26 protein-coding genes and 1 pseudogene are annotated in these 25,842 nt (G+C 68.2%); 6 read left to right on the plus strand and 21 right to left on the minus strand.

Annotation, left to right across the window (positions count from 1 at the left end; genetic code table 11):
• Positions 1–282 precede the first annotated feature (282 nt).
• From A3ES_RS0134710 to A3ES_RS54520, 4 genes and pseudogenes are all read right to left on the minus strand, one after another.
• Positions 283–723 carry a nitroreductase family deazaflavin-dependent oxidoreductase gene (locus A3ES_RS0134710; protein WP_020391453.1) on the minus strand — a complete coding sequence of 147 codons (441 nt, stop codon included), beginning with the start codon at positions 721–723 and terminating at the stop codon, positions 283–285.
• A gap of 4 nt (positions 724–727) precedes the next feature.
• Positions 728–919, minus strand: a complete 192-nt coding sequence (locus A3ES_RS49460; RefSeq protein WP_020391454.1) for a helix-turn-helix transcriptional regulator — start codon at positions 917–919, stop codon at positions 728–730.
• 145 nt (positions 920–1,064) lie between these two features.
• A pseudogene (locus tag A3ES_RS57275) lies at positions 1,065–1,208 on the minus strand (SRPBCC domain-containing protein); the annotation flags it as partial.
• A gap of 10 nt (positions 1,209–1,218) precedes the next feature.
• Positions 1,219–1,356: an SRPBCC domain-containing protein gene (locus A3ES_RS54520; RefSeq protein WP_020391455.1), complete on the minus strand. Its 138-nt coding sequence runs from the start codon at positions 1,354–1,356 to the stop codon at positions 1,219–1,221.
• 404 nt (positions 1,357–1,760) lie between these two features.
• Between A3ES_RS54520 and A3ES_RS0134730 the strand changes: the two genes are divergently transcribed.
• Positions 1,761–1,973 carry a hypothetical protein gene (locus A3ES_RS0134730; RefSeq protein WP_020391456.1) on the plus strand — a complete coding sequence of 71 codons (213 nt, stop codon included), beginning with the start codon at positions 1,761–1,763 and terminating at the stop codon, positions 1,971–1,973.
• Here A3ES_RS0134730 and A3ES_RS0134735 read toward each other — a convergent pair.
• The 9 genes from A3ES_RS0134735 to A3ES_RS0134775 form a co-directional block, all read right to left on the minus strand.
• Positions 1,970–2,425, minus strand: a complete 456-nt coding sequence (locus A3ES_RS0134735) for a hypothetical protein (RefSeq protein ID WP_237745144.1) — start codon at positions 2,423–2,425, stop codon at positions 1,970–1,972. The genes A3ES_RS0134730 and A3ES_RS0134735 overlap by 4 nt on opposite strands.
• A gap of 11 nt (positions 2,426–2,436) precedes the next feature.
• Positions 2,437–3,120, minus strand: coding sequence for a class F sortase (locus A3ES_RS49465; protein ID WP_237745145.1), 684 nt, complete (start codon positions 3,118–3,120; stop codon positions 2,437–2,439).
• A 29-nt stretch (positions 3,121–3,149) separates the two neighbouring features.
• Positions 3,150–4,010: a hypothetical protein gene (locus tag A3ES_RS0134745; protein WP_020391459.1), complete on the minus strand. Its 861-nt coding sequence runs from the start codon at positions 4,008–4,010 to the stop codon at positions 3,150–3,152.
• A gap of 160 nt (positions 4,011–4,170) precedes the next feature.
• A complete protein-coding gene (locus A3ES_RS54525) occupies positions 4,171–4,797 on the minus strand; it encodes a hypothetical protein (RefSeq protein ID WP_083933891.1) in 627 nt (208 codons plus the stop codon).
• A 67-nt stretch (positions 4,798–4,864) separates the two neighbouring features.
• On the minus strand, positions 4,865–6,052 hold the full coding sequence (locus A3ES_RS0134755; RefSeq protein ID WP_020391461.1) for a PP2C family protein-serine/threonine phosphatase: 1,188 nt from the start codon (positions 6,050–6,052) through the stop codon (positions 4,865–4,867).
• A 97-nt stretch (positions 6,053–6,149) separates the two neighbouring features.
• A complete protein-coding gene (locus A3ES_RS0134760) occupies positions 6,150–6,995 on the minus strand; it encodes an Fpg/Nei family DNA glycosylase (RefSeq protein ID WP_020391462.1) in 846 nt (281 codons plus the stop codon).
• Positions 6,996–7,172: 177 nt separating this feature from the next.
• Positions 7,173–7,646 (minus strand): ribose-5-phosphate isomerase, encoded by a 474-nt coding sequence (locus A3ES_RS0134765; protein WP_020391463.1) that lies wholly within the window; start codon positions 7,644–7,646, stop codon positions 7,173–7,175.
• A gap of 20 nt (positions 7,647–7,666) precedes the next feature.
• Positions 7,667–8,791, minus strand: a complete 1,125-nt coding sequence (locus A3ES_RS0134770; protein ID WP_020391464.1) for a hypothetical protein — start codon at positions 8,789–8,791, stop codon at positions 7,667–7,669.
• 128 nt (positions 8,792–8,919) lie between these two features.
• Positions 8,920–9,516 (minus strand): mycothiol-dependent nitroreductase Rv2466c family protein, encoded by a 597-nt coding sequence (locus A3ES_RS0134775; protein ID WP_020391465.1) that lies wholly within the window; start codon positions 9,514–9,516, stop codon positions 8,920–8,922.
• Positions 9,517–9,730: 214 nt separating this feature from the next.
• On the opposite strand from A3ES_RS0134775, the gene pepN reads away from it, so the two are divergent.
• A complete protein-coding gene (pepN, locus tag A3ES_RS0134780) occupies positions 9,731–12,319 on the plus strand; it encodes an aminopeptidase N (protein ID WP_020391466.1) in 2,589 nt (862 codons plus the stop codon).
• Positions 12,319–12,846: a hypothetical protein gene (locus tag A3ES_RS0134785; protein ID WP_020391467.1), complete on the plus strand. Its 528-nt coding sequence runs from the start codon at positions 12,319–12,321 to the stop codon at positions 12,844–12,846. The genes pepN and A3ES_RS0134785 overlap by 1 nt, the downstream gene beginning before the upstream one ends.
• On the opposite strand, the gene A3ES_RS0134790 is transcribed toward A3ES_RS0134785, so the two are convergent.
• Positions 12,843–13,979, minus strand: coding sequence for a serine hydrolase domain-containing protein (locus A3ES_RS0134790; RefSeq protein ID WP_020391468.1), 1,137 nt, complete (start codon positions 13,977–13,979; stop codon positions 12,843–12,845). The genes A3ES_RS0134785 and A3ES_RS0134790 overlap by 4 nt on opposite strands.
• 285 nt (positions 13,980–14,264) lie before the next feature.
• Between A3ES_RS0134790 and A3ES_RS0134795 the strand changes: the two genes are divergently transcribed.
• The gene (locus A3ES_RS0134795; protein WP_026163481.1) at positions 14,265–15,059 is read left to right on the plus strand and encodes an SPOR domain-containing protein; all 795 of its coding nucleotides are present in this window, start codon (positions 14,265–14,267) and stop codon (positions 15,057–15,059) included.
• Between the two features lie 1,451 nt (positions 15,060–16,510).
• On the opposite strand, the gene A3ES_RS0134800 is transcribed toward A3ES_RS0134795, so the two are convergent.
• The 5 genes from A3ES_RS0134800 to malQ all read right to left on the minus strand — a co-directional run bounded on the left by A3ES_RS0134800 (position 16,511) and on the right by malQ (position 21,202).
• Positions 16,511–16,909 (minus strand): DUF5130 family protein, encoded by a 399-nt coding sequence (locus A3ES_RS0134800; protein WP_020391469.1) that lies wholly within the window; start codon positions 16,907–16,909, stop codon positions 16,511–16,513.
• Positions 16,896–17,171: an aa3-type cytochrome oxidase subunit CtaJ gene (gene ctaJ, locus A3ES_RS0134805; RefSeq protein ID WP_020391470.1), complete on the minus strand. Its 276-nt coding sequence runs from the start codon at positions 17,169–17,171 to the stop codon at positions 16,896–16,898. The genes A3ES_RS0134800 and ctaJ overlap by 14 nt, the downstream gene beginning before the upstream one ends.
• A gap of 82 nt (positions 17,172–17,253) precedes the next feature.
• The gene (locus A3ES_RS0134810; protein WP_020391471.1) at positions 17,254–17,757 is read right to left on the minus strand and encodes a hypothetical protein; all 504 of its coding nucleotides are present in this window, start codon (positions 17,755–17,757) and stop codon (positions 17,254–17,256) included.
• Positions 17,758–17,902: 145 nt separating this feature from the next.
• On the minus strand, positions 17,903–18,499 hold the full coding sequence (locus A3ES_RS0134815) for a lytic polysaccharide monooxygenase auxiliary activity family 9 protein (protein WP_020391472.1): 597 nt from the start codon (positions 18,497–18,499) through the stop codon (positions 17,903–17,905).
• A gap of 585 nt (positions 18,500–19,084) precedes the next feature.
• Positions 19,085–21,202, minus strand: a complete 2,118-nt coding sequence (gene malQ / locus A3ES_RS0134820) for a 4-alpha-glucanotransferase (RefSeq protein ID WP_026163483.1) — start codon at positions 21,200–21,202, stop codon at positions 19,085–19,087.
• Positions 21,203–21,444: 242 nt separating this feature from the next.
• On the opposite strand from malQ, the gene A3ES_RS0134825 reads away from it, so the two are divergent.
• A complete protein-coding gene (locus A3ES_RS0134825) occupies positions 21,445–22,932 on the plus strand; it encodes a glycerophosphodiester phosphodiesterase (protein WP_020391474.1) in 1,488 nt (495 codons plus the stop codon).
• Here A3ES_RS0134825 and A3ES_RS0134830 read toward each other — a convergent pair.
• Together A3ES_RS0134830 and A3ES_RS0134835 are read right to left on the minus strand one after the other, a co-directional pair.
• The gene (locus A3ES_RS0134830) at positions 22,916–23,860 is read right to left on the minus strand and encodes an FAD-dependent oxidoreductase (protein WP_020391475.1); all 945 of its coding nucleotides are present in this window, start codon (positions 23,858–23,860) and stop codon (positions 22,916–22,918) included. The genes A3ES_RS0134825 and A3ES_RS0134830 overlap by 17 nt on opposite strands.
• Positions 23,857–24,852 carry a hypothetical protein gene (locus A3ES_RS0134835; RefSeq protein WP_020391476.1) on the minus strand — a complete coding sequence of 332 codons (996 nt, stop codon included), beginning with the start codon at positions 24,850–24,852 and terminating at the stop codon, positions 23,857–23,859. Before A3ES_RS0134835 ends, A3ES_RS0134830 begins: the two co-directional genes overlap by 4 nt.
• 94 nt (positions 24,853–24,946) lie before the next feature.
• Between A3ES_RS0134835 and A3ES_RS49470 the strand changes: the two genes are divergently transcribed.
• On the plus strand, positions 24,947–25,828 hold the full coding sequence (locus A3ES_RS49470) for a mechanosensitive ion channel family protein (RefSeq protein ID WP_040456287.1): 882 nt from the start codon (positions 24,947–24,949) through the stop codon (positions 25,826–25,828).
• Positions 25,829–25,842 lie beyond the last annotated feature (14 nt).

Raw genomic sequence — 25,842 nt, forward strand, 5'->3', positions numbered from 1 at the left:
TCCCAGAACTCGGCCGACGCCACGCGTCGGATCAGGTCGTGTTGGCAAGCTCTGTGCAGTCGCGAGCAGGTGCTCGGTGCGGTAGCTCGGTGTGCTGGAGTGAAGGCCTCGATGTTTTTCCATCGTGGCCTTTGCTCCAGTGCGCCGAGGTGCCGTGCCGAGTGCCGCGCAGCACGCACAGAGCTTGCCAACACGACCTCGCGCCGTCAGCGTCTCATAAGGCGGGTGCTTGCCTGGAGACCGCATACCAATCCGCGGTCTCCAGTGTGTCGCGTCGAGCTACTACTGCATCGGCTCCAGCAGGAAGAGGGGGATCAGCCGGTCGGTCTTCAGCTGGTACTCGCCGTAGTTGGGGAAGACCTTGACGGCCCGCACCCACCACTCGGCGCGCTCGTCACCGGTGAGCTCGCGGGCGACCATCTCGCGCGTCTCGGTGCCGTCCTGGACGGTCAGCTTGGGGTCGGCGATGAGGTTGTAGTACCAGACCGGGTGCTTCGCGGCGCCGCCGTCCGAGCCGACCGCGAGGTAGCTGCCTTCGTGCTCGACGCGCATCAGCGGCACCTTGCGGAGCTTGCCCGTCTTGGCGCCACGCATGGTCAGCAGGACAACCGGCTGGCTGCTGTTGAACTGGCCGGCCTTGGTGTCCCCCGCCGCCTCGATCTTGGCGACGGCGTTCCGGACCCAACCGGTCGGACTGGGCGCATACTCTTCAACAGATGACATGTCATCATTCTCGCAGACTTTCGGCCAGTTCCTTGACCGCTGCGAGTCGCTGACCCCAGAGCGCCGCGACCTGCCGGGTGACGGGCAGCTCCACGGCGAGAGCGGTCGCAGTACGGGCGCCTTGGCCGGCCAGCATCTCGACCAGGCGGCGGCGACTGGGGTCGGCGAGTGCGGTCAGCACTTCCGCAGTACTCACGTTCGTTGCACCAACTCGGCCAGCGCCGCGAGACCGCCGTCCCAGCCCTGCGCGGCATCGTCGGCATGCTTGACCTGTACTTCGGCTGACGCGTCGAGGCGGTCGAGCCGCTCTCCACCACAGGCAATCGCGTGCCCTCGCCCTCGGGGGTGAGGGTGAACTCGACGAGGTTCGAGTTGCCCGATACTGGATCGACATCCGGGTCGACGGCGTACCGGTAGGCGAAGCGCCGACCCGGCTCGACCTTCTCGACGAAACCGCGGTACTCGCCGTGCTCGTCCCAGCGCATCACCAGGGATCTACCGGGCCGCAACTCGAACTCGGCACCGCCGAAACGCGTGCCAGGGCCAGGTGGCGAAGTGCTCGGGTTGGGTCAGCGCCGTCCAGACCAGCTCAGGTCGCGCCTCGACGTCCACCTCGCGTTCGATGCTCTCCATGGGCCGGATCTAGAAACCCTTGGTGGCGACGCGCAAGCCGTCGCTCGCACATCAGGTTTGCGCGTCAGCCTTGGACATCAGGCGTGTCCCTCTGGCCTGCGCCTCAGGCTTGAGCTCAGGCGACGGGCCGCACGTTCGCTACTCGACGACGCCGGCTGAGACCTCCCGGACCTCGGCGTGAAGGATTTTTGCCGCTCCGTGGCAAAAATCCTTCACGCGGGCCATCTGCCACTCCTCCACGTTGCTCGACCATGCGTCCGCCGTGGCGAAGGCGTGGACGGCTGCGCACGCAGCTGACCGGAGACCCGGCAACACCGCGAGAGACACCGACCGAGGAGGAAATTACGCCCGCCCGCGGCGAAAATCCTCCTCGGCTCCGGCGACCTCAACCTCAGATCTCCCGATTGCTCAAAGGTTGCGACATCCTGTCGGACGACCAGCGGATTGGCCGTGCAGCCGGCGTCGTCTGCAAAGCTTCCGGCACAGCTGACGTGGTGGACGCGATCGTCGTGGTGACAGCCGTGCAGTATCAGGCTTCGGTCGTCACCAGCGACCCCGGTGACCTGAGCCACCTCGCGGCGTCGATCGGCGTCAAGCTTCAGCTGTTCACCGTCTAAGCGGTGCATTCCTGGAGTTGGGTGGCGGTGGCGATTTTGGCTTCTATCCAGCGGCGGCGGAGGAAGTGGGCTTTGAGGAGGCGGTGGAGTCCGTCGAGGACGACCAGGCGGCCGCGGTAGGCGACCAGGTGGATGGGGAAGTCGAGGTCGGCGTCCATCACGCGTTCGTAGTGCGGGCGGTAGTTCATCGGGGTGGCGGCGACCTGGTTCGGGGTGACCTTGAAGCGTTCGCCGTTCAGTTGCCACAGCGGCAGGTCGAACATCCAGAGCAGGTCGGCGACCTCGACCGGTTCGACCCGCAGGTCGAGCGCCCACAGCTTGCCCAGTTGCCAGTGCGTCTGCGGGAACACCTCACGCAGCGGCTCCGGCGTCATCGCCAGCAGTTCGTCGAACGACACGTCCGGCGCGCTCCGGTCGGCACCATCCAGGTTGTCCACCCCATCGATCGTCACGACCGAGCAGGCTACGCCATCGGCTGGGCGACCACGACGACGTTGCTCAGGTAGACCTTGCCGTTCCAGTCCTCGCAGGTGATCAGTACCAGCCGACCCGGACCGCTCTGGTCGAAGACAGCGGCAGCACTCCGGGCAAACGCCTGCTTCCGGTACGTCGTTACGCCGGTCACCCGATAGTTCACCGTGCCTCGCGAGGTGCTCAGCACGACAACGTCCCCAGCGCGAAGCTGCTCCAGATCGTCGAAGGCACCGCCGCCGTCGTGGACGGTGTGCCCGGTGATCACCGCCGAGCCCTGGGCGGCTCCCGGCAGCGCCCCTTCCGACCACCAACCCACCTTCCGCGGATTCCCCGGCGGCGTCAGCGAACCTTGCTCGGCACGGATGGCCACCACCGGCGCACTCACGCCCAGCCGCTGGATCGCCACCACTGAAGGCACTCCAGGCCGAGCGACGGGAACTGCCGTCGTCGGAGCACCGGCCCGCGACTTGCTCACCACGACTCGAGGTACCGGCAGGCCACCAGGCGGCTCGGGGGCGGATGCCTGCGACTCCACCGGACTCGGTACGGCGTCGCTCGGGCCGTCGGTGAGTTGGAGACAGCCGCCCGCGATCGCCAGGCCAAGCCCGACGATCGCCAGCGAACTGTTCCCCCGAAGCGGCGCACCCCTCCCACGCCGCCGCCCAACTGTCACCTCATACCTCGCTAGTTACCGATGGTTCGTCAGAGACTGTGCTTGCCACGGCGCCTGAGGACCAGAGCCGCACCGAGGGCGAGCAGGAGTCCGCCGGACGTCAGCAGGATCCCTCCGACGGTGTTCATCCGTCCCGACGAACCCCGGGTGGCAGGGTCGCTGCCGAGACCGGCGTCCACTTCGGTCGGGATTCCCGTGGCCGGCGGCACCGGTGCCGAGGTCGTTGCGACCGGGACGCTGGTCTCCGGAGCCGTCGTCGGGTGCGTCACGGGCGGCTTCGTCGGCTTGGTCGGCCGAGTCGTCGGCGGCTTGGTCGGCTTGGTGGTCGGAGGCTTCGTCGGCTTGGTGGTCGGCGGCTTGGTAGTCGGCGGCGTGGTGGGAGGTGTCGTCGGCGGAGTGGTCGGCGGGGTCGTCGTGGTGCAACCCTCGACCCAGAACACTTTGTGCTTCTTGTCCGCGCCCTGCGACCCGTCGGCCTCGACGGTGATCTTGACGTGGTACCCCTGCACCGGATGCGGATCGCCGGTGAACTTCAGCGTGTAGGTCACCTTGGCGTCGAGGTCGTTGCCACCGCTGGCCGCATCCTCACCGATGAAGGGCGTCAGGTCACCCGACACGACCTGCAGCCCACCGTCGGCGGTGGGTGGCTGGTCCTCGAAGGTCACCTTGGCGAAATAGGCCGGGTTCTTGTCGTAGTTGTAGAACTCGACGGTGAACGTGCAGCCCTGATGCGGGTTGTTGTCCGGCGGCCCGCTGCCGATGTCGACGCCCTCGATCTTGATCGTGCCGTTGTTACCCGGTGGATCGGCCGCCTGGGCTCCTGGAGCGACCAGCACGGCACTACCCAGCACCAGCGAGAACGCCCCAGCGGCGGCTACCCACCCGGCCATACGACTGCGACTACCCGACAAAGCGATCATGACAACGCCTCGGATCAGGAGAAGGAGTGAGGTCCTCCCTGGAAGGTAGGCGCGGATCGTTGCCTCAGTCAACTACTGATCGTAACGATTCGATCAGCAGACCCCCAACTTACTTACGCTGTGTGCATTTTCAACTGTGCCTGCCCCGGCGCCTGAGCGAGCCGATCGCAACTGTTGCCATCAGCAACCCACCCACGGCCAGCAGGATCCCGCCCAGCATGCCGATCGGCTGCACCGGCGCGGAGCTGACCAGGGCAACACCATCAACCTGTACTCCGCCCGCAGTCGCCGCCGGCAGGCTCGGAGGACTGGGCGCGGGCGTGGTGTCCCGTACTGCGCTCCGCGGCGGCGGGGCAACTCGTCTGTCGCGTCGAGGCGGCGCAGTGGTCGAAACGGCTGCCGACTGCGTGGCGGACGGAGTACTGGACGGTGACGTCGAGGGCGTAGCCGATGGAGCCGCGGTCGAAGGAGACGGCGTGGCTGATGGCGTAGTGGGTGATGCCGTCGGCGAAGTGGTGGGAGGCGGAGTGGTGGGAGGCGGAGTAGTGGGAGGCGGAGTAGTGGGAGGCGTGGCCGGCGGCGTACTCGACGGCGATTCGGTCGGTGTGGAGGTCGGTGTGGGCGTCGGCGAAGGCGTCTCGGAGACAGGCGGCGTCGGAGGCGGAGTGTCGGCACTCGCGGTCTGCGCGCCGAGCGCGAGCAGGGCAGGGACGACGATCAGTAGCAGCGACAACGTCCTGGCCGAGTTAGCGATCACGGCACTGCCCCGTTCGAGCGAAGAGTCCCTGGCCTCAATAGGTGTCTCTCCGGCAGTATGCGCGCCCTCAGCGGGCGTAGCGAAGCATCGCGGTCTTGCGGCGTTGCAGTTTGTCCGCGAGCTTCGGCCGGGCCAGCGCGCTGTCCGGCGATTCGGACGGGTTGGTCATGCGGTGGACGACCACGATGGCGGAGTCGTCGCCCGGTCCGCCGATCTCGTCGACGAGCTCGAGCGCGGCGCCCCGGAAGCCGTGGGCGACCAGGCGCTCCGCATGACCGGCGAGCCGGTCCGTACCGCGCTCGATGTCGCGACGGGGCGTCTCCACCATCCCGTCGCTGTAGAGGAACAGCGCGTCGCCCATCTTCAGCTGGCCGCGATTCACCACGAACTCGGGCGTCTCGACCAGACCGAGCAACGGCCCGTCGGCGTCCCGCGTCTGCCACCGCCCCGACCACGCGTCGAACTGGATCGCCGGCGGATGCCCAGCGGTCCGTACTTCGAAATCGCCGGTTCGCAGGTCGACCGCGACGTGCACGACGGTGGCGAAGTCGTCGTTCCAGTCCTGTCTGCGCAGATAATGGTTCGCCGCCGGCAGGAACTCCTCGACCGGCACCACCCCGAGCAGCCCGCCGAAGGCCCCGGACAGCAGCAGTGCGCGGGTTCCGGCATCGATTCCCTTGCCCGAGACATCGACCAAGGCGATCTCGAGGACCTCGTCGGCTCTCGTCGTCGAGACCACGAAGTCGCCGGAGAAGGATGCTCCGCCGGCCGATCTGATCGCCTGCTCGGCCCGCCAGCCGGCCGGCAGGTCGGGCAGCTCCCCCTGGGCCGTCAGCAGGTCGCGCAACTCCATCAGCATCGTCTCGCCGCGAGTTCCCTGGACACCGAGCCGGCTGCGCACCTTGGCGCCGGTCAGCACGATCCAGGCGATCACGCCGAGGACGACGACGAACCCGGTCTTCGGCAGCCCGGCCGCGCGGTCGGACACGACGAACGCGCCGAGGATCAGCGCGAACAGGGTCAGCACGACCAGCGATCTGAACCTCAGCAGCAATCCACCGAGCAGCAGAGGTATGACCAGCACGCTGGTGGGTATGAAGGAGGGCATCGCCAACGCGGCGGAACTGACCGTGACCGTCAACGCCAGCAGACCCACGAAGGCCAGCTGGTGCGATCGGCGCGCGCGCCGAAGCAACGATTCGGCCCGCCTGCCGACTCGTCGCACCACTGCGTTGCCGCCACCGCCACTACTCATGGTGAGAAGAAGATAACGGCACCATCCGGTCCGCGCATCACATTGTCACAACTTGATTGCAGTCGATTCTCGATTGAGACCGTCAGGAGCGGGGCCGTCACGAGCGCGGCCGGCGGGTCAGTCCGGTGCGCTGGCATCTGGGACACCAGAAAAGGTTGCGTCCGGCCAGGATCTCGGTCCGGATCACCGAGTCGCAGGCGTGGCAGTTCTGGCCCTGGCGGCGGTAGACGTACACCTCACCGCCGTGGTCGTCGCGGCGTGGATCGCGTCCCATCGCCTCGGGAGTGTGGTCGTCGGCAACGGTGTCGATCCGGCCTGTCTCGACGCCGTACTTCATCAGCTCGAGCAGGTCGGTCCACATCCCCTGCCATTCCTTCTTCTTGACCAGGTGGCCGGGGGTCTTCGGGTGCAGCTTGGCGCGGAACAGCACCTCGGCCCGGTAGACGTTGCCGACGCCACTCAACACTTCCTGGTCCATCAGCAACTGGCCGATCGGCAGTTTGCTGCGGTGGATCCGCTTCCAGGCCTGGTCGGGGTCCGCGTCGTCGCGCAACGGGTCCGATCCCAGGCGCTTGATCAGCGCCTCACGCTCGCCGTCGGTCAGTACTTCGCACACCGTCGCGCCGCGCAGATCGGCGTACGCCGCTGCGTTCCGCAGCCTGAGCCGGACCTGGCCGACCGGTTGCGGCGCGCCGTCGCCGGCCTCGATCTGGCCGAAGTCGACCTTGCCGATCAGGCCGAGGTGGATGTGCAGCCAGCCGGCGCCCTCGAAGTCGGCGAGGAAGTGTTTGCCGTGGGCCTCGGTCCCGCGCAGGACATGCCCGTCGAGCAGCGTGGCGCCCTCGACGAACCGGCCCTGCGGGCTGGAGGCGCGGACGACGCGACCGCCGAAGGAGTCCCAGACATCATTCGCCAGCCGGTGCAGGGTGTGACCTTCGGGCATGATTCCTCTTATGGGTCTGACGTCAGCAGGTAAGGGCCGGAGCGGGGCGCCTACTCCGGCGGTTGTCGGCACCGGCCGTTCGATGCGGGCCCGGGATGTCTCCAGGCCGCGCACTCCCGACCGGCCGGCGCGCAAACAGCAGGAACAGCAACAGCAGCACGAAAAGGATGGGAAGGGTCAGGAGGAAGGCAGCGGCGGCAGTTCGCCGGTCTCCTCGTAGGCGGACAACATGTCGATCCGCCGAGTGTGCCGGTCCTCGCCGGAGTACGCGGTGGACAGGAAGACCTCCACGAACGAGGTGGCCTCCGCCTCGGAGTGCATCCGCGCGCCGACGCTGACGACGTTCGCGTTGTTGTGCAGCCGGCCGAGCTCGGCGGTCTCGGTGCTCCAGGCCAGCGCGGCCCGGACGCCCTTCACCTTGTTCGCGGCGATCTGCTCGCCGTTGCCCGATCCCCCGATCACGACGCCGAGGCTGCCCTCGTCGCCGACGACGCCCTCGGCCGCCCGCAGGCAGAACGGCGGGTAGTCGTCAACGGCGTCGTAAACGGCCGGGCCGTGGTCGACAACGTCGTGCCCCGCAGTAGTGAGGTGCTGGACGATGTGGTTCTTCAATTCGAAGCCGGCGTGGTCAGAGCCGATGTGCACTCGCATGGCCTGAAGTCTCGCAGGTGTCAGTGACAGTCTGGGACGCCGGGGAGCTTCGGGCCGCCGGTGCCGACGTACACGTTGGTGACGTAGCCGTCGTACTTCGGCAGGTAGGCCCACCAGTCGCTACTGCGTGGCGGAGCGTCGATGAGCTCCCCCTTCTTCTGACAGGACACCAGTACGTCGACCCCTGACGGCAGCGTGCCGAGGACGCCGCCGGAAGTGTTCGGCGCGCTCCGGACCCGTAGACCGGAGCCAGTCGTCGTCACCCAGGTCCCCGGCGACTTCACCCCGCCCGGCACGTTCAGCGTCCTGGTCAGCCGGGTGACGTTGTTGTAGGCCTGCCCGTACCCCGTGCCGTTCGGGTGCAGCGTGTAGACCGCGACGATGGTCCGATCCCCCATGCCTACTGTCCCGGTGGTGTGCAGAGCCTCACTGGTGAGGTCCACTGCGGCGTCCTTGGGCTTGTTCTTGTCCGAGCCGAACCCGCTGGAGCTGGGGAAGCCCGACCAGCCCTGCTTGATGGCGAAGGCAGGATCGAAGACCGACGAGATCCCGAAGTACTGGTCGAAGCCGTCGGTGCCGTAGCGGGTCGCCTGGTGCAGGTTGCCCATCACGAAGGTCCGCACGGGCTCCGGAGCCTCGTCGAGCAGGTAGCGGTAGATCCGCACGGTGTCGGCGGCAGTGAAGGCGGCGTACCCCCAGAAGCCCGGGTGGGTGGCGGGCGGCCCCTCCGTGTGGGTCAGGCCGAGCCGCGCCACCATCCTGTCGACGATCGCCGAGCCGCCGAGGTGGTCCCAGTAATAGCTCGCGGCATCGTCATCACTGCTGCGCAGCATGACCTCCAGCCGGGCGCGGTCAGCCGGCGGGACGTCGTACTCCGGCCCGCGGTCCCACAGGTAGTCGAGGACCAGCAGCAGCTTCACCACCGACGCCGACCGGAACTGCAGATCCGGGTTGAGCACGTCGGTGAACTGGCCGGTCTGCCGGTCGAACACCGCGATGCCCGCGGTGACGCCGGGCGGGACGACGACCGCTTCGGCCGTCGTGGCCGACGAGGTCGCCGCCCACGACGGAGTGACCGAGGCCGTCATCCAGATCACGCTCGAACCAGCCAGCATCACGCTCAGACCACTGCGCAGAAGCTTCATCAGGCAACCTACTCACCATTGAACGATTAACTTGGTGAGTAACCTTCGCGTGGTTCGCTGGAACGTTCAACCCTTGTCAGCGAGTTCGAAGCCTGAGGTCCAGAACCAGACCAGAATGAACCGCAGGATCAGTCGAACGAAGGATCCCGGTCCCGCGTTCGCTTCAGCTCGAAGAAGCCGTCGGTGGCTGCCACCAGCCGGACGCCGTCCCAGAGCTTGCCTGCCTCTTCACCCTTCGGCGCCGGCGTGACGACCGGGCCGAAGAAGGCGGAGCCCTCGACGGCGATGACCGGCGTACCGACCTCCATGCCGACCAGTTCCATGCCTTCGAGGTGGGACTTGCGCAGCGCGTCGTCGTACCGGTCGGTGCCGGCGGCCTCCAGCAGCGAAGCCGGCAGACCGGCCTCAGCCAGAGCCTCTTCGAGTACGCCGTCGCCGCGGATGCCACGGCCCTCGACGTGGATGCGGTTGCCGAGTGCGGTGTAGAGCGGCAGGAGCGCCTTGTTGCCGTGCGCCTCCTCGGCAGCGATCAGTACCCGGACCACGCCGAGCTTGCGTTGCCAGTTGGCGTCGTGCTCGTCACGGTCCTCGTTCAGGATCGCGAGGCTCATCACGTGCCAGGCGGTCTTCACGTCCCGGACCTGCTCGACCTCGAGCATCCAGCGAGACGTCATCCAGGCCCAGGGGCAGGCCGGGTCGAACCAGAAATCAGCAGTGGGGGTCATGGTTTCGATCGTACAAACTGAAATCATTACGCACGCCGGCCAGCGTGGCGTCTCGTACCCCGGACACTCAACGGCCCGGTTTGATCACCGCCGGGCAGCGGCCGATCACCCTCGGCCAACACCGGATCAAGCTCTGACAACGCTTTCGCGGAGGTTGCGCAAGTCGCGGGGAAACCCTCGGCCATCCCACCATCCAGGTGCATAGGATGCCGACATGCCTGGAACCAACCTGACGCGCAATGAAGCGCGTATCCGCGCCGGCCTGGTCAGTGACGTGAGCTACGCGATCGAGCTCGACCTGACCACAGCCGCCAGCGGTGCCGCGACGTTCGCGTCGACGACCACCCTCAGCTTCGCCGCCGAAGCCGGCGCGAGCACCTTCGCCGACCTGATCGCGGCGACCGTGCGCGAGGTGACGCTGAACGGCCGCTCGCTCGACCCGGACAGCGTGTACGACGGCGCGCGGCTGCAGCTGGACGGGCTGGCCGAACGCAACGAGCTCGTGGTGGTCGCGGACTGCATCTACTCGCGCACCGGTGAAGGGCTGCACCGCTCGGTCGACCCGGCCGACAAGGAGACCTACCTCTACACCCAGTTCGAGGTGCCCGACGCGCGCCGCGTGTTCACCACCTTCGAGCAGCCCGACCTCAAGGCCCCGTTCACCTTCACCGTCTCCGCACCGGCCCGCTGGGTGGTCATCTCCAACGCGCCAACGCCCGAGCCCACGCCGTACAAGGGTCCGAACGGCGAGGCCTTCGCGACCTGGCGGTTCGCGCCGACCGAGCGGATGTCGACCTACATCACCGCCGTCGTGGCCGGCCCGTACCACGTGGTGACCGATGCGTACGAGGGCCCGAACGGGACCTACCCGATGTCGTTGCTGTGCCGCCCGTCGCTGGCCGACTCCCTCGACGTCGACGACCTGTTCGAGGTGACCAAGCAGGGCTTCGAGCTGTTCGAGCGCGCCTTCGGTACGCCGTACCCGTTCCACAAGTACGACCAGGCCTTCGTGCCGGAGTACAACATGGGTGCGATGGAGAACGCGGGCTGCGTGACCATCCGCGACGAGTACATCTACCGCAGCCGCACCACCCACGCCGAGCTGGAGAGCCGCGCGAACACCGTGCTGCACGAGCTCGCGCACATGTGGTTCGGCGACCTGGTCACGATGACCTGGTGGGACGACCTGTGGCTGAACGAGTCGTTCGCCGAATGGGCCAGCCACTGGGCCCAGGCGACCGCGACCACGAAGTACGCCGGCGCCTGGACGACCTTCTGCAACGCCCGGAAGAACTGGGCCTACCGGCAGGACCAGCTGCCCTCGACGCACCCGATCGCCGCGGACATGGTCGACTTCCACGCGGTCGAGGTGAACTTCGACGGCATCACCTACGCCAAGGGCGCCTCGACGCTGCGTCAGCTGGTCGCGTTCGTCGGTGAGGACACCTTCATCACCGCGCTGAAGGAGTACTTCGCCGACCACGCGTTCGGCAACACCGAGCTGGCCGACCTGCTCAAGCCGCTGGAGAAGGCGTCCGGGCGCGACCTGGACGACTGGACCGAGCGGTGGCTGCGGACCGCGGGCGTGAACACGCTGCGCGCCGCCTTTACCGTCGACAAGAGCACAGTCGATGCCGAGGGCGCGTTCACCAGCTTCGCGATCGAGCAGACCGCGGCGGCCGACCACCCGACGCTACGGCCGCACCGGCTCGCAGTCGGCCTGTACCGGCTGACCGACGAGGGCCTGGTCCGGACCGAGCGGTTCGAGGTCGACATCGACGGCCCGCGGACCGAATTGGCCGAGCTGGTCGGCGCGACCCAGCCCGACCTCGTGCTGCTGAACGACGACGACCTGACCTACGCGAAGATCCGGCTGGACGAGCGGTCCCGGCTCACGCTGGTCGAGTCGATCGACCAGCTCAAGGACTCGCTGGCCCGCGCGCTGGCCTGGGGTGCCGCCTGGGACATGACCCGCGACGCCGAGATGCCGGCCAGCCAGTACGCCGGAATCGTGCTGCGCGGCATCCGCGCCGAGACCGACCTGACCGGCGTACGGTCGCTCCTCGCGCAGGCGACGTCCGCGATCAACAGCTACGCGGCTCCGGAGCACCGGGCCGAGCTGCGGGCGCAGTACGAGCAGACCCTGGCCGAGCTCCTCGCGGACGCCGAACGGGGCAGCGACCACCAGCTCGCGTTCGCGCGGGCCTACATCGCCGGTGTCTTCTCCGCCGCCGGCGCGGACCGGCTGGCCGCATGGCTGGACGGGACCGACCTGCCGACCGGGCTGGTGGCCGACAACGACCTGCGCTGGACGCTGATCGTGGCGCTCGCGCGGCTGGGCCGGATCGATGCCGACGGCATCGACGACGAGCTCACCCGCGACACCACCATCACCGGTCAGGAGCGCGCCGCCCAGGCGCGGGCAGCGCGGCCGACGGCCGAGGCGAAGGCCGACGCCTGGCAGATCGCGGTGGAGTCCGAGGACACCCCGAACGAGACCCAGTTCCGGACCATCCTGGGCTTCCAGCAGCCAGGCCAGGAGGAGCTGCTCCGCCCGTACATCGGCAAGTACCTGACCGCCGCCAAGGACGTCTACACCCGGCTCGGCTCGTCCATGGGTGAGAACGTGCTGGTCTACCTGTCACCGCGCGGCCTGCCAGAGGAGTCCACGCTGGAGGCCCTGACCGGCTGGCTCGACACCGAGGCCGAATCGGTCGACGCACCGACACTCCGGTACGTCGGGGAGGCGCGCGCCGACCTGGTTCGTGCGCTGGAGGCCCAGCGACTCGACGCCCTCGCCTGATGGGCTCCGACCCCGCGTTAGCCGGCGCCTCGGCCGTGGCCCTGACGGGTCTGGCCGAGGCTTACCGGCCGCGGCCGGTCACGCCGTTGATGCCGTGGCGGTTCACCGGGCGGCTGGTCAAGCCCTACGTGATCACCGCGCGAGGGCGATCCTGGGACGACCAGATGGTGGCGGCGGCCAGGACCACCGCCACCCGGCAACTGGAGTTCGACGACGCGATGGGCGCCGTCGGGCTCGCCGTCGTGGTCCTGCACCTGGGTGACGACGGCATCTACCTGGTCGTTCAGAGCTGGGCGAAGGACTTCCAGTCGCGGCTGAGCATCTTCAGCGGCATCGAGGTCGATGACCTTCGCCCGTCTCCGATCGGGGTCGCGCCCTGCGTCTGGGAACAGGAAGTCCTCAGCCACGAGCGGGCGTCGTACGTGAACCACATCCTGAACGCCGAGGTCGACGTCGAGACCTGGCTGGACGACTGCCTGGACACCCGCCCGGCGCCGAGAGCGGACGGGATTCCGTCCGGCACCTAGCGTCTGGGGCAGATGGCGTTGTCGATCAGCTTCACCGACGCGCCTTCCTGCGCGAAGATGACCTCCATCGAGTCGTACAGCTGTGACGCCATCGCCACCACCGCGCTGCGGCGACCGTCCCGTGTGATGCCCAGGCGGGTGCGGTAGCCGATCTGGTCGCCGCCTGGGATCCAGATCGTGCCGCCGCAGGACAGGTCCCGGGAAAAGAGGCCGAGGCCGTACCGGGCGCCCTTCCAAGGCTCGATGACCTCGCCATTCACCTCGACCGTGCGGGTCATCTCGGCAAGCTGCTTGGGGCGGAGCAACCTCCCGCCGAACAGGGCCCGCTGGAATGCGTCGAGATCGGCCAAGGTCGAGATGAAGCCGCCGGATGCGTCGGCGTCGATCAGCTCGGTGGTGTCGGTGTACGGCTCCCCGGCCGCGAACCTGGTGTAGCCCTTGGCGTGCGGTGCACGGATCCGCGGGTCCCTGCCAGGCCAGTAAGTGTGGTGCATCCGGAGCGGGCGGATGATCCGGCGCTCCACTTCGGCGTACCACGCCCGGCCGGTGACCGCCTCGATGACCAGACCGACCATGTTGTACCCGGTGTTGGAGTACGCCCAGCCCTCGCCCGGCTGGAAGTCCGGCGGATGGCGCAGCCCGGCCTTCACCACCTCTTCCTCGGAGCGGGTCAGGTACCGGCGCTGGTAATACTGCTCGGCATTGTCGATGGCCGGGAAGTTCCCGTCGTAGATCCCGGCCGTGTGCTGGAGCAAATGCCGGATGGTGATCCGGTCGCTGTCATAACCATTGCCCCGGACGAATCCAGGCAGCCATTTCTCGACCGAATCGTCCAGCCTCATCCGTCGCTCGCCGACCAGCTGCAGCACCACCGTCGCCACGAGCGTCTTGTTGGTGCTGCCGATCCGGAAGTAGCCTTCTGCCCGGACCGGCCGGCCCGTGGCGAGGTCGGACACTCCGCTGACAGCGGTCCGCGACCCGGCCGGTATCGTCGTCCGCGCCTGTACTCCGGTCACGCCGACCGCGCGGATCGCGTCGGCATCGTGCTGCAGCGTCGATCCACGGCCGGCCGCCGCGGGCGCCATCGGGACCAAGGCCAGGATCAGTACTGCGATCAGAAACTTGGTTCTCATCAGCGATTTACCCCTCCGATTGGTTAGGCATTGACGCCATGCAATCTCCCGTGGGTAATCGGCACCATCGCCCGCACACCCGGACAGTGGTAGCGCATGCGCTACCGGTGACATTCAAACAATTGAATGGTAGCGCACTGTCGTGGACCGGTCGCAGCCCGCGAACTGCCGTCCCACAACGAGATTCTCACCACGTGACAAGGGCTCACTTTTGCGGCTGCTCGGATTAAGCTGACCGGGATTATTCACCCGCCAGACATGGAGAGGGCCTTTGTCGTGACACACGTGGATGACCGGACAGGTCGGACCCGTGCCGGCGGCCGGGCGTTGCGCAGTGGCGGCGACAGCCGGGTAGCTGCCCGTGCCGGACGCGCAGTACCGACGAAGGATGTCTCTGCAGCCCAACTCGAGCGGGAAGCGGAACGCGCCGAACGGCGGGCGGCGACGCGTGCAGCGGGACGGTCTGCCCGGAAGAAATCGAAGCGGTCTCACAGCGCGGTCGGAGCCGCGATCGTCGCGGGTGCCGCGATGGTCGCGACTTTTGCTTTCATCCTCACGAACGGCGGATCGTCGACCCCGCAGACCAGCGACAACCCGCCGCCCGTCGTGGCCCCGCAGACCTCGGCTCCGCCAGCCTCGGCGAGCCCCAGCGGGAACCCCGCCCCGGCGGCCAGCACCGTCAAGGCCGATCGCAAGCCGCCCGTCGCTCCCGTGACCACCGCGGCGACCACGACCACGCCGAACACTGGCCCGCAGTCGCCCGTCTTCCGGCGCGGCCAGTGGATCGCAGTGATCGACAAGTACCCGACCGACGCCGGCATGGAAGCCGACCAGCTCGCCAAGCAGCTCGCCGGCAAGATGATCGCGGCCGGCGTACCGGCCAGGGCGATGCTGCTCAACGGGCAGTACCCAGGCGTGGCGAACAGCAACCTCCAGGCGGAGACCGGTGCGTGGGTGGTCTACCTCGGCCCATTCAAGTCCGCGGAGGCAGCACTGAACGTCTGCCAGGAGCCGAAGACGCAGCAGGCCTATGGCAGCCTCGCGTGCCCGACGTACGAGCCGGCAGCCGCACCCGGCTGATCTGAAACGTCGCGCTACCGCCTCGTACTGGGTCGACGGCTACGACTGGCGCGCTCGGCTCTGGACGTCGTTCACGTTCCGGTTTCCGGCAGCTGACCAGGCGGTTCAATCGGACCCGCTGACCACCTCTCGCGACGCCTGCTCCGCTACGCCCGCTGCATCGCGGATGGACGGTAGGCGCCGGCGCTCGTGAAAGGTGGCGCGTGCCGGCGGCCCGCGACGCCCGCTCCGCTGCGCTCCGCCCGCTGCATCGCAGGTAGATGGCTGGCGCTGCTGCTCATGCGGGGTGTGCCGGCTCGCGACGCCTGCTCCGCTGCGCTACGCGGGCTGCATTTGCGGATAGACGCCTGTGCTGGTGAGGGCAGAGCACCCGCCGGACGGCTGGTGAGTCTGCTGCGATGCGCCTCGTCGGCTCTGGCGCTCCGGCGGGTGATCGGGCCCTTCCTGGAGTGACCATCAGCGCGGATCGCCAGCCTGGACAAGCCGCCGACGTCGCCAAACCCGTGCCGAGCGCCACACTTTCGGCTGCGAACCCCAAAGCGAAGGTGAGCGCGTGGTCCCGGCTGGGAACCGCGTCTGGTGTTGGTCGGCCCGCGGGGGATCAGGCAGTCGGTAGCGGACCTGCATGGCGAAAGCCGCGCAGGGGCGGACGGCCACCACTATCGAACCTCGCGAGCAAACGCTTCCCTTCGGAGTGTCGGGGCCTCGGGGCGGGTTCGGTAGTGGTGGAGGTCCGCGTCTCGCGTGTACGAGGGCGTCATCGGTGGGTTCGGCTGGTGTTTGCCTGCCAAGAACCGTGGGCTCAACCTCGCCTGGCGGGGTTCGCGCCCTGTTAGACGAAGGGGGAAACCCACCTTGGAGGGGGTAACCCACCTTGGAGGGGCTGACCTCCCAGCCGCGTAGCCACCGCCTAGGCGGCGGTCTTGGCGTCGGCGCCTGACTCAGCACCCGCCGCCCGCCGCCACCCGCCACTCGCCACTCGCCCGCCCGCCGCTGCCCGTCGCCCGCTGCATCGGCAAGCGATGCAGCTGGCGGAGCGGAGCAGGCGTCGCAAACGGTCCCGCGTCTTACCCAGGACGAGTTCCGGCGCCAGCGTCAGCATCCAACCAGCGCTGCAGGCGTCGCGCGCCGACTCGCGTCCTACCCAAGACGGGTCCGGTGCCGGCGCCAGCGGCCGGTCAGCGATGCAGCAGGCGGAGCAGACGTCGCGAGCCGTCTCGCGTCTTACCCAGGACGAGGTCCGGCGGAGCGGAGCGCAGCAGACGTCGCGAGCCGGCCCCCGTCTTACCCAGGAGGAGTGCCGACGCCAGCGTCCAACCAGCGATGCAGCCGGCGCAGCGCAGCAGACGTCGCGAGCCGACTCTCGTCCTACCCAGGACGAATACCGGCGCGAGCGCCAGCATCCAACCAGCGATGCAGCTGGCGGAGTGGAGTGGAGCAGGTGGCGCGGGCTACTGCTGGTGCGGTTCCTTGGCGTGTACCAGTGGCGCCTGGTGCGCGTGGTCGCCCAGTTGCTGGATGCCGGTGACGAGGCCACCGGTCAGGTCGCCGGCGGCGAAGGATGTCTGCATCGCTAGCGCGGCCAGACCGGCCGACGTGTCCGTCAGCTGGCGCCGGGCGTTCGCGCCGGTGACGATCTCCAGCCGGCGACCGGCGGGGTCGACGTACACCAGGACGCTGTTGTCCGGGTCGTCCAGCTCGTTCAGTAGCTCCAGGGCGAACGGGCGCGTCTCGGAGTCGGCACCGCCGACGTACACGGAGAAGTGCAGACCTGACGCGGTCTCGGCGTGCCGGACGGCGCGCTCGATGTCGTAGAGCTGTTCCGGGGTGAATGCGTCACCAGCTGGCACTTGCGCCTCCGGTCGTACGGGCGACGCCGGTGGCGGTCGCGGTGGTGGTGCCGGCCGGGAGCTCGGGCAGGCTGGCCGGGTCCGGCTTGGTGGCCGTCGGGCCGCCGATCCAGACCGGTGGCGCCCACCAGGACAGGCCCGGACGGTAGCGAGGGCCCTTCGCGATCGAGGAGGCGAAGACGAGCAATGCCAGCACCGCCACGACCAGCGCCGGAATGCCGACAAACACCAGCAAGGTGTGGCCGGAGAGCTGAGTGATCACGGGCAGCAGCCTAGTACGCAGACAGCCGCGCCCGTTCCGGGGCCTCATCCGGAACGGGCGCGGAGAGTGAAGAAGTGCGGGGTCAGCAGCCGCCGCAGTTGTAGTACGTGATGTCCCAGTGGTTGCCTTCGTTCGCGTAGATGTTGCCCGCGCCGGAGCGCCACTGCTGGGCGCCGTCACCCCGGTCGGCGATCCGCGTGAAGGTGTTGCGGATGTAGTTGCTCACGCAGGTGTAGACGGAGATGTCGACCTTGTAGCCGTTGCGGTGGCTGTAGGTGCCGCTCGCATGGCCGGTCTCGGTGCCGCCGGTGATGTTCACCGCGCACCCACTCGCCTGCTTCAGCGTGCGGACGCCGTACACGGTGGTGTCGTTGATGTTGGTGAACGACGTGCAGGTGGAGTTGTTCCAGTCGGAGCAGTTGCCGCTGGAAGACCAGGTGATGCCGGCCGCACGGAAAATGGCGGTCGCCTGCGAGTGGGTCATCTTGGTGACGGCCGACGCCTGCTCGATCACCATGACGCCGGGCAGGAACCCGACGAGCAGGGCGACCAAGGGCACGGTCACGCGACGGAGAAAGGACTTCACGAGGGACTCCTTGAAACTCGGGGCGGAAGGTTTCAAAGAGTGCCATTCCCTCGAAAGTTATTCACCAAACGTGAACAGCCAGTGCCCTGACTACGTGGAGCCGAACCGAGGGCAGTCGGCTCGGCTCCACGTCAGGGGGCGCCGGTCAGAACCGGACGTCAGAGCACTGGTAGAACGCGTTCCCCGTGTCGGCGATCGTCCAGACCGCCAGGATCATGTGCCGACCGGTCCGGCTCGGCACCGTGCCGGTGTGGGAGGAGTCGGCGGGCGGCCGCGCGCCACCCAGCGACTTGGTCAGGAACGGCGTCAGGTCGAGCGCCGACCGGGTCAGCGGCGCACTCTGATTCCAGCCCTGCTTGGTGATGTAGTACTTGAAGTCCGTGGTGGCGTGCGCCGCGGTCAGCCGCCACTTGAAGGTGTAGCTCTGGCCGGAGGTGAGCTGCGTGGCCGGCCAGGCGCCACCGCGCTGGTCGTTGAGCTGGTCGAACTGCGAAAGGCCGGCCGAGCAGAGTTTGCCGTCGACTGGACCGCTTGACGGGAAGCCTTTCGGTCCCTCGACGCTCTGCGGTTCCCACTGGATCGGGCCGCAGTTCTGGACCGTGCCGTTCTGGCAGTGTTTGGCGCGACTGATCGGCGCGGTGGTGAACCCGTGGCCATAGGCCAGTGGAATGGACGTGGAGACCGTCAGAGCCAGTGCTCCGACAGCGATTCCAGCCACACTGAGTTTGCGTGCTCGCAACATGCGGACACTCCTTCTGATTCCCGATTGTGGGGGCGGAGGGGAATGAAGGAAGGCGCCTTCGTTGACAATAGATAACAACCGTTCAAATCTATTGTCAACAGCTCGTGAGCACCCGTTCACTTTCCGCAAGCCGAACCGGGCGGCCCGCTGGCCGCAACGACGCCGGGCTGAGATCGTCCCGGACCACGGCGTGAAGGATTTTTGCCGCTCCGTGGCAAAAATCCTTCACGCGGGTCATCCGTCCGCCCTCCTGCCGGTACTCGCCAGCCCGACAGCACCTGATCATTCGCCCCCTTTTGCCCACCCCACAGCCCGTCCACCTGTTCATTCGCCCCCTTTTCACCCTCCGATGCAGCTACGGCCACCGGCTCGCGGCCCTGAGGGTGAAAAGGGGGCGAATGAACAGATAGGTGAGGGCAGGCGGCGCCGTCGCTCGTGGCGCTGGTCCGGCGGGACTCGCAGGGCCGGCCAGCGCGCCGACCCGCCCCACGCTGCACCTGATCGGGCTCAGCCGACCGCCACCTGTCCTTGACCAAGTGACGCTTCACCTAACTGAACGGCATTGCCGCTGGCCGCGGTGGGCTGTTAGCTGGAGACGACGCCGATCAGGCGGCGGAGGCGCTGGTTGTTCGGGAGGTCCTCGATCAGGATCGGCAGCCCGTCAGGGCCGCCGAGCGGGACCCGCCAGTTCGGGTACTCGTCCGTGGTGCCCGGCTGGTTCTGGGTACGCCGTTCGCCAACCGCGTCTGTGAGGGCGACTCCGACCAGCTTGGCCGGCGTGTGCGCGACGTACCGGTGCAGCGCCTCGACGATGCGCTCGACGTCGCCATCCGCGTTGCCCAGCAGGTGCCGTTCGCGCAACGCGTTGAGCCAGGAGTCGCGCTCAGCCTCGTCGACGGCGAGTTCCTCGGCCACTGGCCGAGTGAGCAGGCCTAGGCGGTCTCGTAGCTCGACATGGTCACCGGCGAGATATCCAGCCGTCGGCGGCAGGTCATGCGTCGTCACCGTGGCCAGGCAGAGCTCGCGCCAGCGCTCCGGCGACAGCGGGTTGCCGTTCGCGTCTCGCTCGAACCACAGCACCGAAGTACCGAGCACTCCGCGTTCGGTGAGGTAGTCGCGGACCCATGGCTCGACAGTGCCGAGGTCCTCCCCCACCACGACCACGCCGGCGCGCGACGCCTCGAGCACGAGGATGCCGATCAGCGCCTCGTGGTCGTATCGCACGTACGTGCCCTCGGTCGGCCGCTCGGGTGAGGTGACCCACCAGAGCCGGAACAGTCCGAGGATGTGGTCGATCCGCAGACCCCCGCCGTGCCGGATCACTGCACGGACTAGATCCCGCCACGGCGCATAGCCGGTTTCAGCGAGCGCATCCGGTCGCCACGGCGGCTGCGACCAGTCCTGCCCCTGCTGGTTGAACGCGTCCGGCGGCGCACCCACATGGATTCCCGCGGCCAGCACGCGCTTGAGCGCCCAGGCGTCGGCACCATCCGGATGTACGCCGACCGCCAGGTCATGCAGGACGCCAAGCGACATGCCGGCCGACTTGGCTCGCGCCTGCGTCCTGGCCAACTGCTCGTCGAGCTGCCACTGCAGCCAGCAGTGGAACTCCACCGCATCCGGGTTATCGTTGCGGAAGGCAACAACTTCGGATCCGGTCGGGTCCTGCAGTTCCTCGGGCCACTTGCTCCACTCGGGACCGTGCACGTCCGCGATCGCGGCCCAGGTGGCGAAGTCGACCAGCCCCTGCCCCTCGCGGTCGCAGTACGCGCCGTACTCCGCGATCCGGCCGATCGACGGCCGCACGCCGAACAGCAGTTGCAGGGCTTCGCGCTTGGCTGTCCAGACGGTGTCCCGGTCCAGTGCGTTCGCGTCTTCGCTCAGCGCCCGGGCCTGCAGGGCCAGCGTGCGGACGCGGTCGCGTTCGGCCGGCGCCAGGTCGCCGTACTCGTCGATGTCCTCGATCCGCAGGTAGAGCGGGTTCGCGAATCGGCGTGAGGCCGGCAGGTACGGCGAGGGCTCCATCCGGCCGGAGGTCTCGGCGGCGTGCAACGGGTTCACCAGTACGAAGCCGGCGCCGAGGTCGTTGGCGGACCAGGCGGCCAGGTCGGCGAGGTCGTGCAGGTCGCCGATACCCCACGACCTGCGGGAGCGTACGGAGTACAGCTGAAGCACCCAGCCCCAGGTCCGTTGCAGCGTCTGCGGTTCGAGCCGTTGCGGGGTGACGATCAGTGAGCCGACTGAGATCTCCGGGTTGGTGCCGACTCGCGCGCACAGCCGGTGGTAGCCGAGCGGCAGGTCGCCCGGCAACTGGTACGTCGCCTCGCCGATCTGTACGCCGTCGACCCACTCGGGCTCGACCCAGTGCTCCTGCTGCGGGATGTCGCGACGCTGGCCGCCGTCCTCCAGATCCACCCAGACCTCGGCAGTGGAGCCGTGCGGCAGGTGTACTGCGAACCAGGGCGTCCAGCCCTCCCGCATCACCACAGTGGCGGGCAGCGTACGGCGCCAGCGAGCTTGCTGGTGCTCCACCAGCGCATCAGTGGCGCGCTCGGGTGTGGACGCGTCGACACCGAGTGCGGCCAGCACTGTGGAGACGACCTCGGACGAGACCAGTACGTGTTTGCCCTGCCAGTCCCAGTACTCGGTCGCCACTCCGTGCGCGACGGCAAGCTCGACAAGGGCTGGAGTGGGAGCAGTCACGCGTGCGAGTCTGCCGTATCCCGGCCGTTGGACCGAACGCCGCGCGCCGCATCTGCTCCGAACGTCACCCCTCGCAGGCGCTCCGGCACTGGCCGTTCCGTTGCGTCACGACCACGCATCGGGGACTGCCGCACTACGGGGTACTGCCCTTACTCTTCGGTGGAAGCCTTGACCGGGGTGGTGGGGTGGGGAAGGTATCAGCACGGCGCAGGGGGGACTTGCGCCGGCATGAGGGGGCGTCGATGGATGAGTTGCTGCCACGCGGCATCAGCCGCCGTACAAGCCTGGGCTGGCTTGGGGCGCTCGCTGTCGGCTCACTGGCCACCGGCTGCCGCACTGCGCCCCGCAACACCAGCGAGCAGGTGGGCGACTTCAGCCTCGCTGACTGGGTCGCGGACAGGGGCAACAGCTACCTGGTCGCGCACCGGGGCGCCGGTGACGTGTTCCCCGAGCACAGCATGGAGTCGTACGACGCCGCGGTCGGCTGGGGCGCCCAGGCGATGGAGGTCAGTGTCGGCATCACCGCCGACAACGTCCTCGTCTGCATGCACGACCTGACCCTGGAGCGGACCACCAATCTCACTGGCAAGCTGCAGGCCACGACGTACGACCAACTGGCGAAGGGCTGGCTCGAAGTCCCCCGGCTCGGCCCGCGCTGGGAACTGGCCAAGGTCCGGGTGCCGCTGTTCGAGGACGTACTGCGCAAGTACGGCGGCCGGGTGATCCTCGCGGTCGAGGCGAAGGACGACCGGGCCTACGAGCCGATGATGGCGATGGTCGCGAAGTACCGGCTGGAGTCGTCGGTGATGGTGAAGACCTACTTCAAGAGCAAGCGGATCGCCGAGGCGAAGGCGCTCGGGTTCGGAGTGTTCGCCTACTTCACCACGCCGGCCGAGCTGACCCCCGAGGCGATCCAGGCGGTCGCCGGGCACCTGTCGCCGCGCACGGACGCGATCGTCGTACCGAACTCCGGCCCGGGCGGCTACCTCGCTGCCGCGCTCGTCGACGCCGCGGTCGCGACCAGCATCCCGATCTGGCCGTACCCGTTGCATCGCCGGGCCGACGTCGCCCACTACCAAGGGCTCGGGATGCCGGGCGCGGTGACGTCGAACATCGGCTATCTGCTCGGCAAGACCGAGCAGGCGACCACCGACCAATGGGCCTCCAAAGCGCTGGTCTCGGGCGAGCTCACGCGCGATCCGTACGACGAGCGGTTCGCCGTCGGCTGGGGACGTGGCGGTGTGATCGCACTCGGCGCCAAGGGCACCCAGCACTTCCTCACCCTCGGCAACCTCGGCCCGATCACGTCACCCGTCTACTCGATCGAGTTCCAGGCCTCGTACGGCGTGCTGCCGGCCGACCCGCTCGCGAACCTGACCCTGGCCTTCGGGCACACCGACGACGCGTACTACGAACACCGCAGCGGCACCTCCAACGGCTATCACGCGATCATGCAGGCGAACGGCGAGCTGGGCCTCTACTCCCACCGCGCCGGACAACCGGCGGGTGTCAAGCTGGCGGTGAAGAAGAGCGCGCGGGTGTTCAGGGGCGAGTGGATGAAGTTCCGCCTCGACGTCACCCCGACCACGCTCACCTGGAACCGTCTCGACCAGCCGGCCAAGGTCACTGTCGCCGACAACGCCTACCGTGGCGGCTATCTGCACCTCGGGCGCGCATCCACCGACGGCAACCTCGCGCTACGCGGCCTGAAGGTCACCCACACGCCCTGACGGCATCCGCGGCACAGCCCCAGCCCAGAGTGATGCCACTGCCGCCATGCCCATAGTTGTGCACCACCGGTACGCCGGGGAGCAGCTCGTCGTCCCGCTCGAGCCGCACCTCTGGCCGGCCCGGCCGTAGACCTACTAGCGCCTCGATGACCGCTGTGCCGGCCAGGGCGGGCACCAGGTCGCTACAGCGGCTGATGATCGACAGTGTGGTCTCGTCGTCGACCGTGGTGTCCCAGACGCCTGCATCGAGGGTGCCGCCGAGGATGCAGTCGTTCGTGCGGGGGTGGACATACGCGCGGCCAGCAGGGTGCGTCTCGTCTCGCATCGACATGCTCAGGCCAGGGTTGACGACTCTGACGATCTGGCCGCGGATCGGGTAGGTACTGGTGTCGCCGACGAGCTTCCCGGCCGCCAGGCCCCCGCAGTTGACGATGACGTCGGGGGCGAGGTCCAAGAGGTCGTGGAGTGCGTCGATCCGGCGTACGACCTGGTGGCCGCCTCCGTCGACGTACTGGCGGTAGAGCCACGGCAGGTAGGTGGGCATCTCGACCAGGGGGACAGCGAAGCGCAGACCGTGGCTGTAGCCGGCCGGGAGCTCGTCTGCCTTGGCAGGACGGATGTCGCCGACAGCGGCTGCCCATGGTTGTGGCGGCGGCTCCTCGCGGTAGACGACCAGGGACTCGCGCATGACCACGCCTGGCACTCCACGCTCGGCCTCGGCCGCCAGTACGTCGTACGTGGTGCTGCCCCAGCTTGCGACCTTGTCGGCCGGGCCTGCGGAGGTGGGGAACCAGACGGCTGCTGCTAGGTGGGAGGTGGTGGCTTCCGTGGCGTGTGCGCTGACTAGGACCACGTCGTCGCCACGCTGCCTGAGCAGGGTGGCGGTGGACAGGCCGGAGATCCCTGCGCCGAGTACTACGACTCTCATTCCACCAGTCTTCGCTCGCGGCGGGTCAGGACGAGGACGGCCAACAGGAGCGCAGTACTGGCTATTACGAGGCCGATGGCTACGCCGGCGACGTTGTTGGTCAGCTGGTAGAGCGAGATGGGCCAGATGACGAGGAGGATCGAGCAGCCGACTACGGCGTACGCCGACGCGTGGCGACGACCGTAGGCGACTAGGAGGGCGGCAGGGCCCGCAGTACCGACTGCTAGGGCCATCACTTCGCCGCGCTCCTGGATGAGCCAGCAGATGGAGGAACTGAACATGGCGGCGCCGGCCAGTGTCCAAGCGGTCACTTGGTCGCGCACCAGGCCGACCATGGCCATCACGAACGCCACCAGGATGAAGCCGGTGCCGGCGATCCCGGCGGAGTTGGTCGAGGTGTCCGGGGTGAGCTCGTCGGCGGTGATCACCAGAACACCGACAGCGAGGATCGCGAACATCGCCACCAGCAACGAGGATCCGGCCAGCCACCAGACCCCGATCACCGCCAGCGCGAGCGCCACCGCGACCCCGATCAGGCGACCGGACGCTCCCTCGATCGCGACGTAGGTGGCGAACCCAGCGACACAACACCCCAGCGAAGCAAGCGCCGAACTCAACTGGCCGCGCCGCCGCAACAAGGCAAGCACGACCGCAGTACCGAGCAGCATCACCGCCGCACTGGTCCCAGTACTGATCCGCGCCGCGCGCCCCATCTCCCCCCAGTTGGCCACCACGAGAAGCGCCACAGCCCCTAGCAGCAACGCACCCCCGATGTACCCCAACACCTCAATCAACGCCGAAGAGTGCGCAGCAGTGGGCGGTACTCGCACAGCTTTCTTCTGCTCACCGCCTGTACGCGGTGGTGGCGGAGGTGTGACAGGTGGGGTGGAGTGGTCCGCGTCGGCGGCTGTGCGGAGGGCTTCGGCTTGGTATGGGCGCAGGACGCCCGCGGACACCAGCCTGGTCAGCTCGTCATCCAGCCGGCTCGGCATATCCGTTTCTTCCTCCTCGCAAGACTCTGGTCCGACAATGCGGAGATCCTGGCGGCCGGACCTTGACGACGCAGCACTACAGTAGGGCGGCGAGATGCCTATTCTGCTCAGTTACCCCGTGTCCCTGCTCAGTCACCCCCTGTTTTCCGCCCCAGCAGGCTTCCCGACGTTCTTCCGGCGAGGCAACGACGGCCAGCTGGAGGTGACCGATCAGATCATCGTGGTGCCGGCCCGGATCCTCGGCCTGATCATCGGGTTCTTCGTCATCCGCTGGCTGCTGCACAAGGTGATCCGCCGCTTCGCCCGCAAGACCGGCAACGGCGCCGTCGCCGGCGTACTGGCCAAGTCCAGGCGCGGCCAGGAGTTCGTCGAACAGACCCTGCTCAGCGAACGCCGCACCCAGCGCGCTGAGACGATCGCGTCGCTGCTCTGCAGTTCGGTGACCATCATCCTGACCGCCGTCCTGGTGGTGATGGTGCTGGCCGAGCTCGGCTTCAACATCCTGCCGGTGGTCGCGTCGGCGAGCATCATCGGCGTGGCACTCGGCTTCGGCGCGCAAACGCTGGTCAAGGACTTCCTGGCCGGCATCTTCATGATCTTCGAGGACCAGTACGGCGTCGGCGACCTGGTCGACATGGAGAAGGCCACCGGCGTCGTCGAGGCGGTCGGCCTGCGCGTCACCCGTCTGCGCGGCGAGGACGGCACCACCTGGTACGTCCGCAACGGCGAGGTACTCCGCGTCGGCAACCTCACCACCCGCGACCCCGACGCCCCCACCACCTCCACCACCGGCGTAGGCAGCGCAGCCGAAGCCGCGGACGGCCTAGCCCACCTCGAAACCCCCACCCAAGACCTGCCGCCCCGCTCCACCTCGGAGCCATCATCGGCCCGTACCGGCGCTGAGCAACCTCCCACCCGCACCACAGCGGAGGCCACCCCCGAACGCCCCGCCGGCGGCCACGAACTCCGCGAGTAGCCCCGCCCGCCTGG

This window comes from Kribbella catacumbae DSM 19601 (genome assembly GCF_000372465.1).
Classification (GTDB): Bacteria; Actinomycetota; Actinomycetes; order Propionibacteriales; family Kribbellaceae; genus Kribbella; species Kribbella catacumbae.

Bases quoted from the DNA above. Each gene is read 5' to 3' on its own strand.
- A3ES_RS0134710 (WP_020391453.1), bottom strand. From the start codon at position 723: ATGTCATCTGTTGAAGAGTATGCGCCCAGTCCGACCGGTTGGGTCCGG.
- A3ES_RS54520 (WP_020391455.1), bottom strand. From the start codon at position 1,356: ATGGAGAGCATCGAACGCGAGGTGGACGTCGAGGCGCGACCTGAGCTG.
- A3ES_RS0134745 (WP_020391459.1), bottom strand. From the start codon at position 4,010: ATGGCCGGGTGGGTAGCCGCCGCTGGGGCGTTCTCGCTGGTGCTGGGT.
- A3ES_RS0134755 (WP_020391461.1), bottom strand. From the start codon at position 6,052: ATGAGTAGTGGCGGTGGCGGCAACGCAGTGGTGCGACGAGTCGGCAGG.
- A3ES_RS0134760 (WP_020391462.1), bottom strand. From the start codon at position 6,995: ATGCCCGAAGGTCACACCCTGCACCGGCTGGCGAATGATGTCTGGGAC.
- A3ES_RS0134765 (WP_020391463.1), bottom strand. From the start codon at position 7,646: ATGCGAGTGCACATCGGCTCTGACCACGCCGGCTTCGAATTGAAGAAC.
- A3ES_RS0134770 (WP_020391464.1), bottom strand. From the start codon at position 8,791: ATGAAGCTTCTGCGCAGTGGTCTGAGCGTGATGCTGGCTGGTTCGAGC.
- A3ES_RS0134775 (WP_020391465.1), bottom strand. From the start codon at position 9,516: ATGACCCCCACTGCTGATTTCTGGTTCGACCCGGCCTGCCCCTGGGCC.
- pepN (WP_020391466.1), top strand. From the start codon at position 9,731: ATGCCTGGAACCAACCTGACGCGCAATGAAGCGCGTATCCGCGCCGGC.
- A3ES_RS0134785 (WP_020391467.1), top strand. From the start codon at position 12,319: ATGGGCTCCGACCCCGCGTTAGCCGGCGCCTCGGCCGTGGCCCTGACG.
- A3ES_RS0134790 (WP_020391468.1), bottom strand. From the start codon at position 13,979: ATGAGAACCAAGTTTCTGATCGCAGTACTGATCCTGGCCTTGGTCCCG.
- A3ES_RS0134815 (WP_020391472.1), bottom strand. From the start codon at position 18,499: ATGTTGCGAGCACGCAAACTCAGTGTGGCTGGAATCGCTGTCGGAGCA.
- A3ES_RS0134825 (WP_020391474.1), top strand. From the start codon at position 21,445: ATGGATGAGTTGCTGCCACGCGGCATCAGCCGCCGTACAAGCCTGGGC.
- A3ES_RS0134830 (WP_020391475.1), bottom strand. From the start codon at position 23,860: ATGAGAGTCGTAGTACTCGGCGCAGGGATCTCCGGCCTGTCCACCGCC.
- A3ES_RS0134835 (WP_020391476.1), bottom strand. From the start codon at position 24,852: ATGCCGAGCCGGCTGGATGACGAGCTGACCAGGCTGGTGTCCGCGGGC.
- A3ES_RS49470 (WP_040456287.1), top strand. From the start codon at position 24,947: ATGCCTATTCTGCTCAGTTACCCCGTGTCCCTGCTCAGTCACCCCCTG.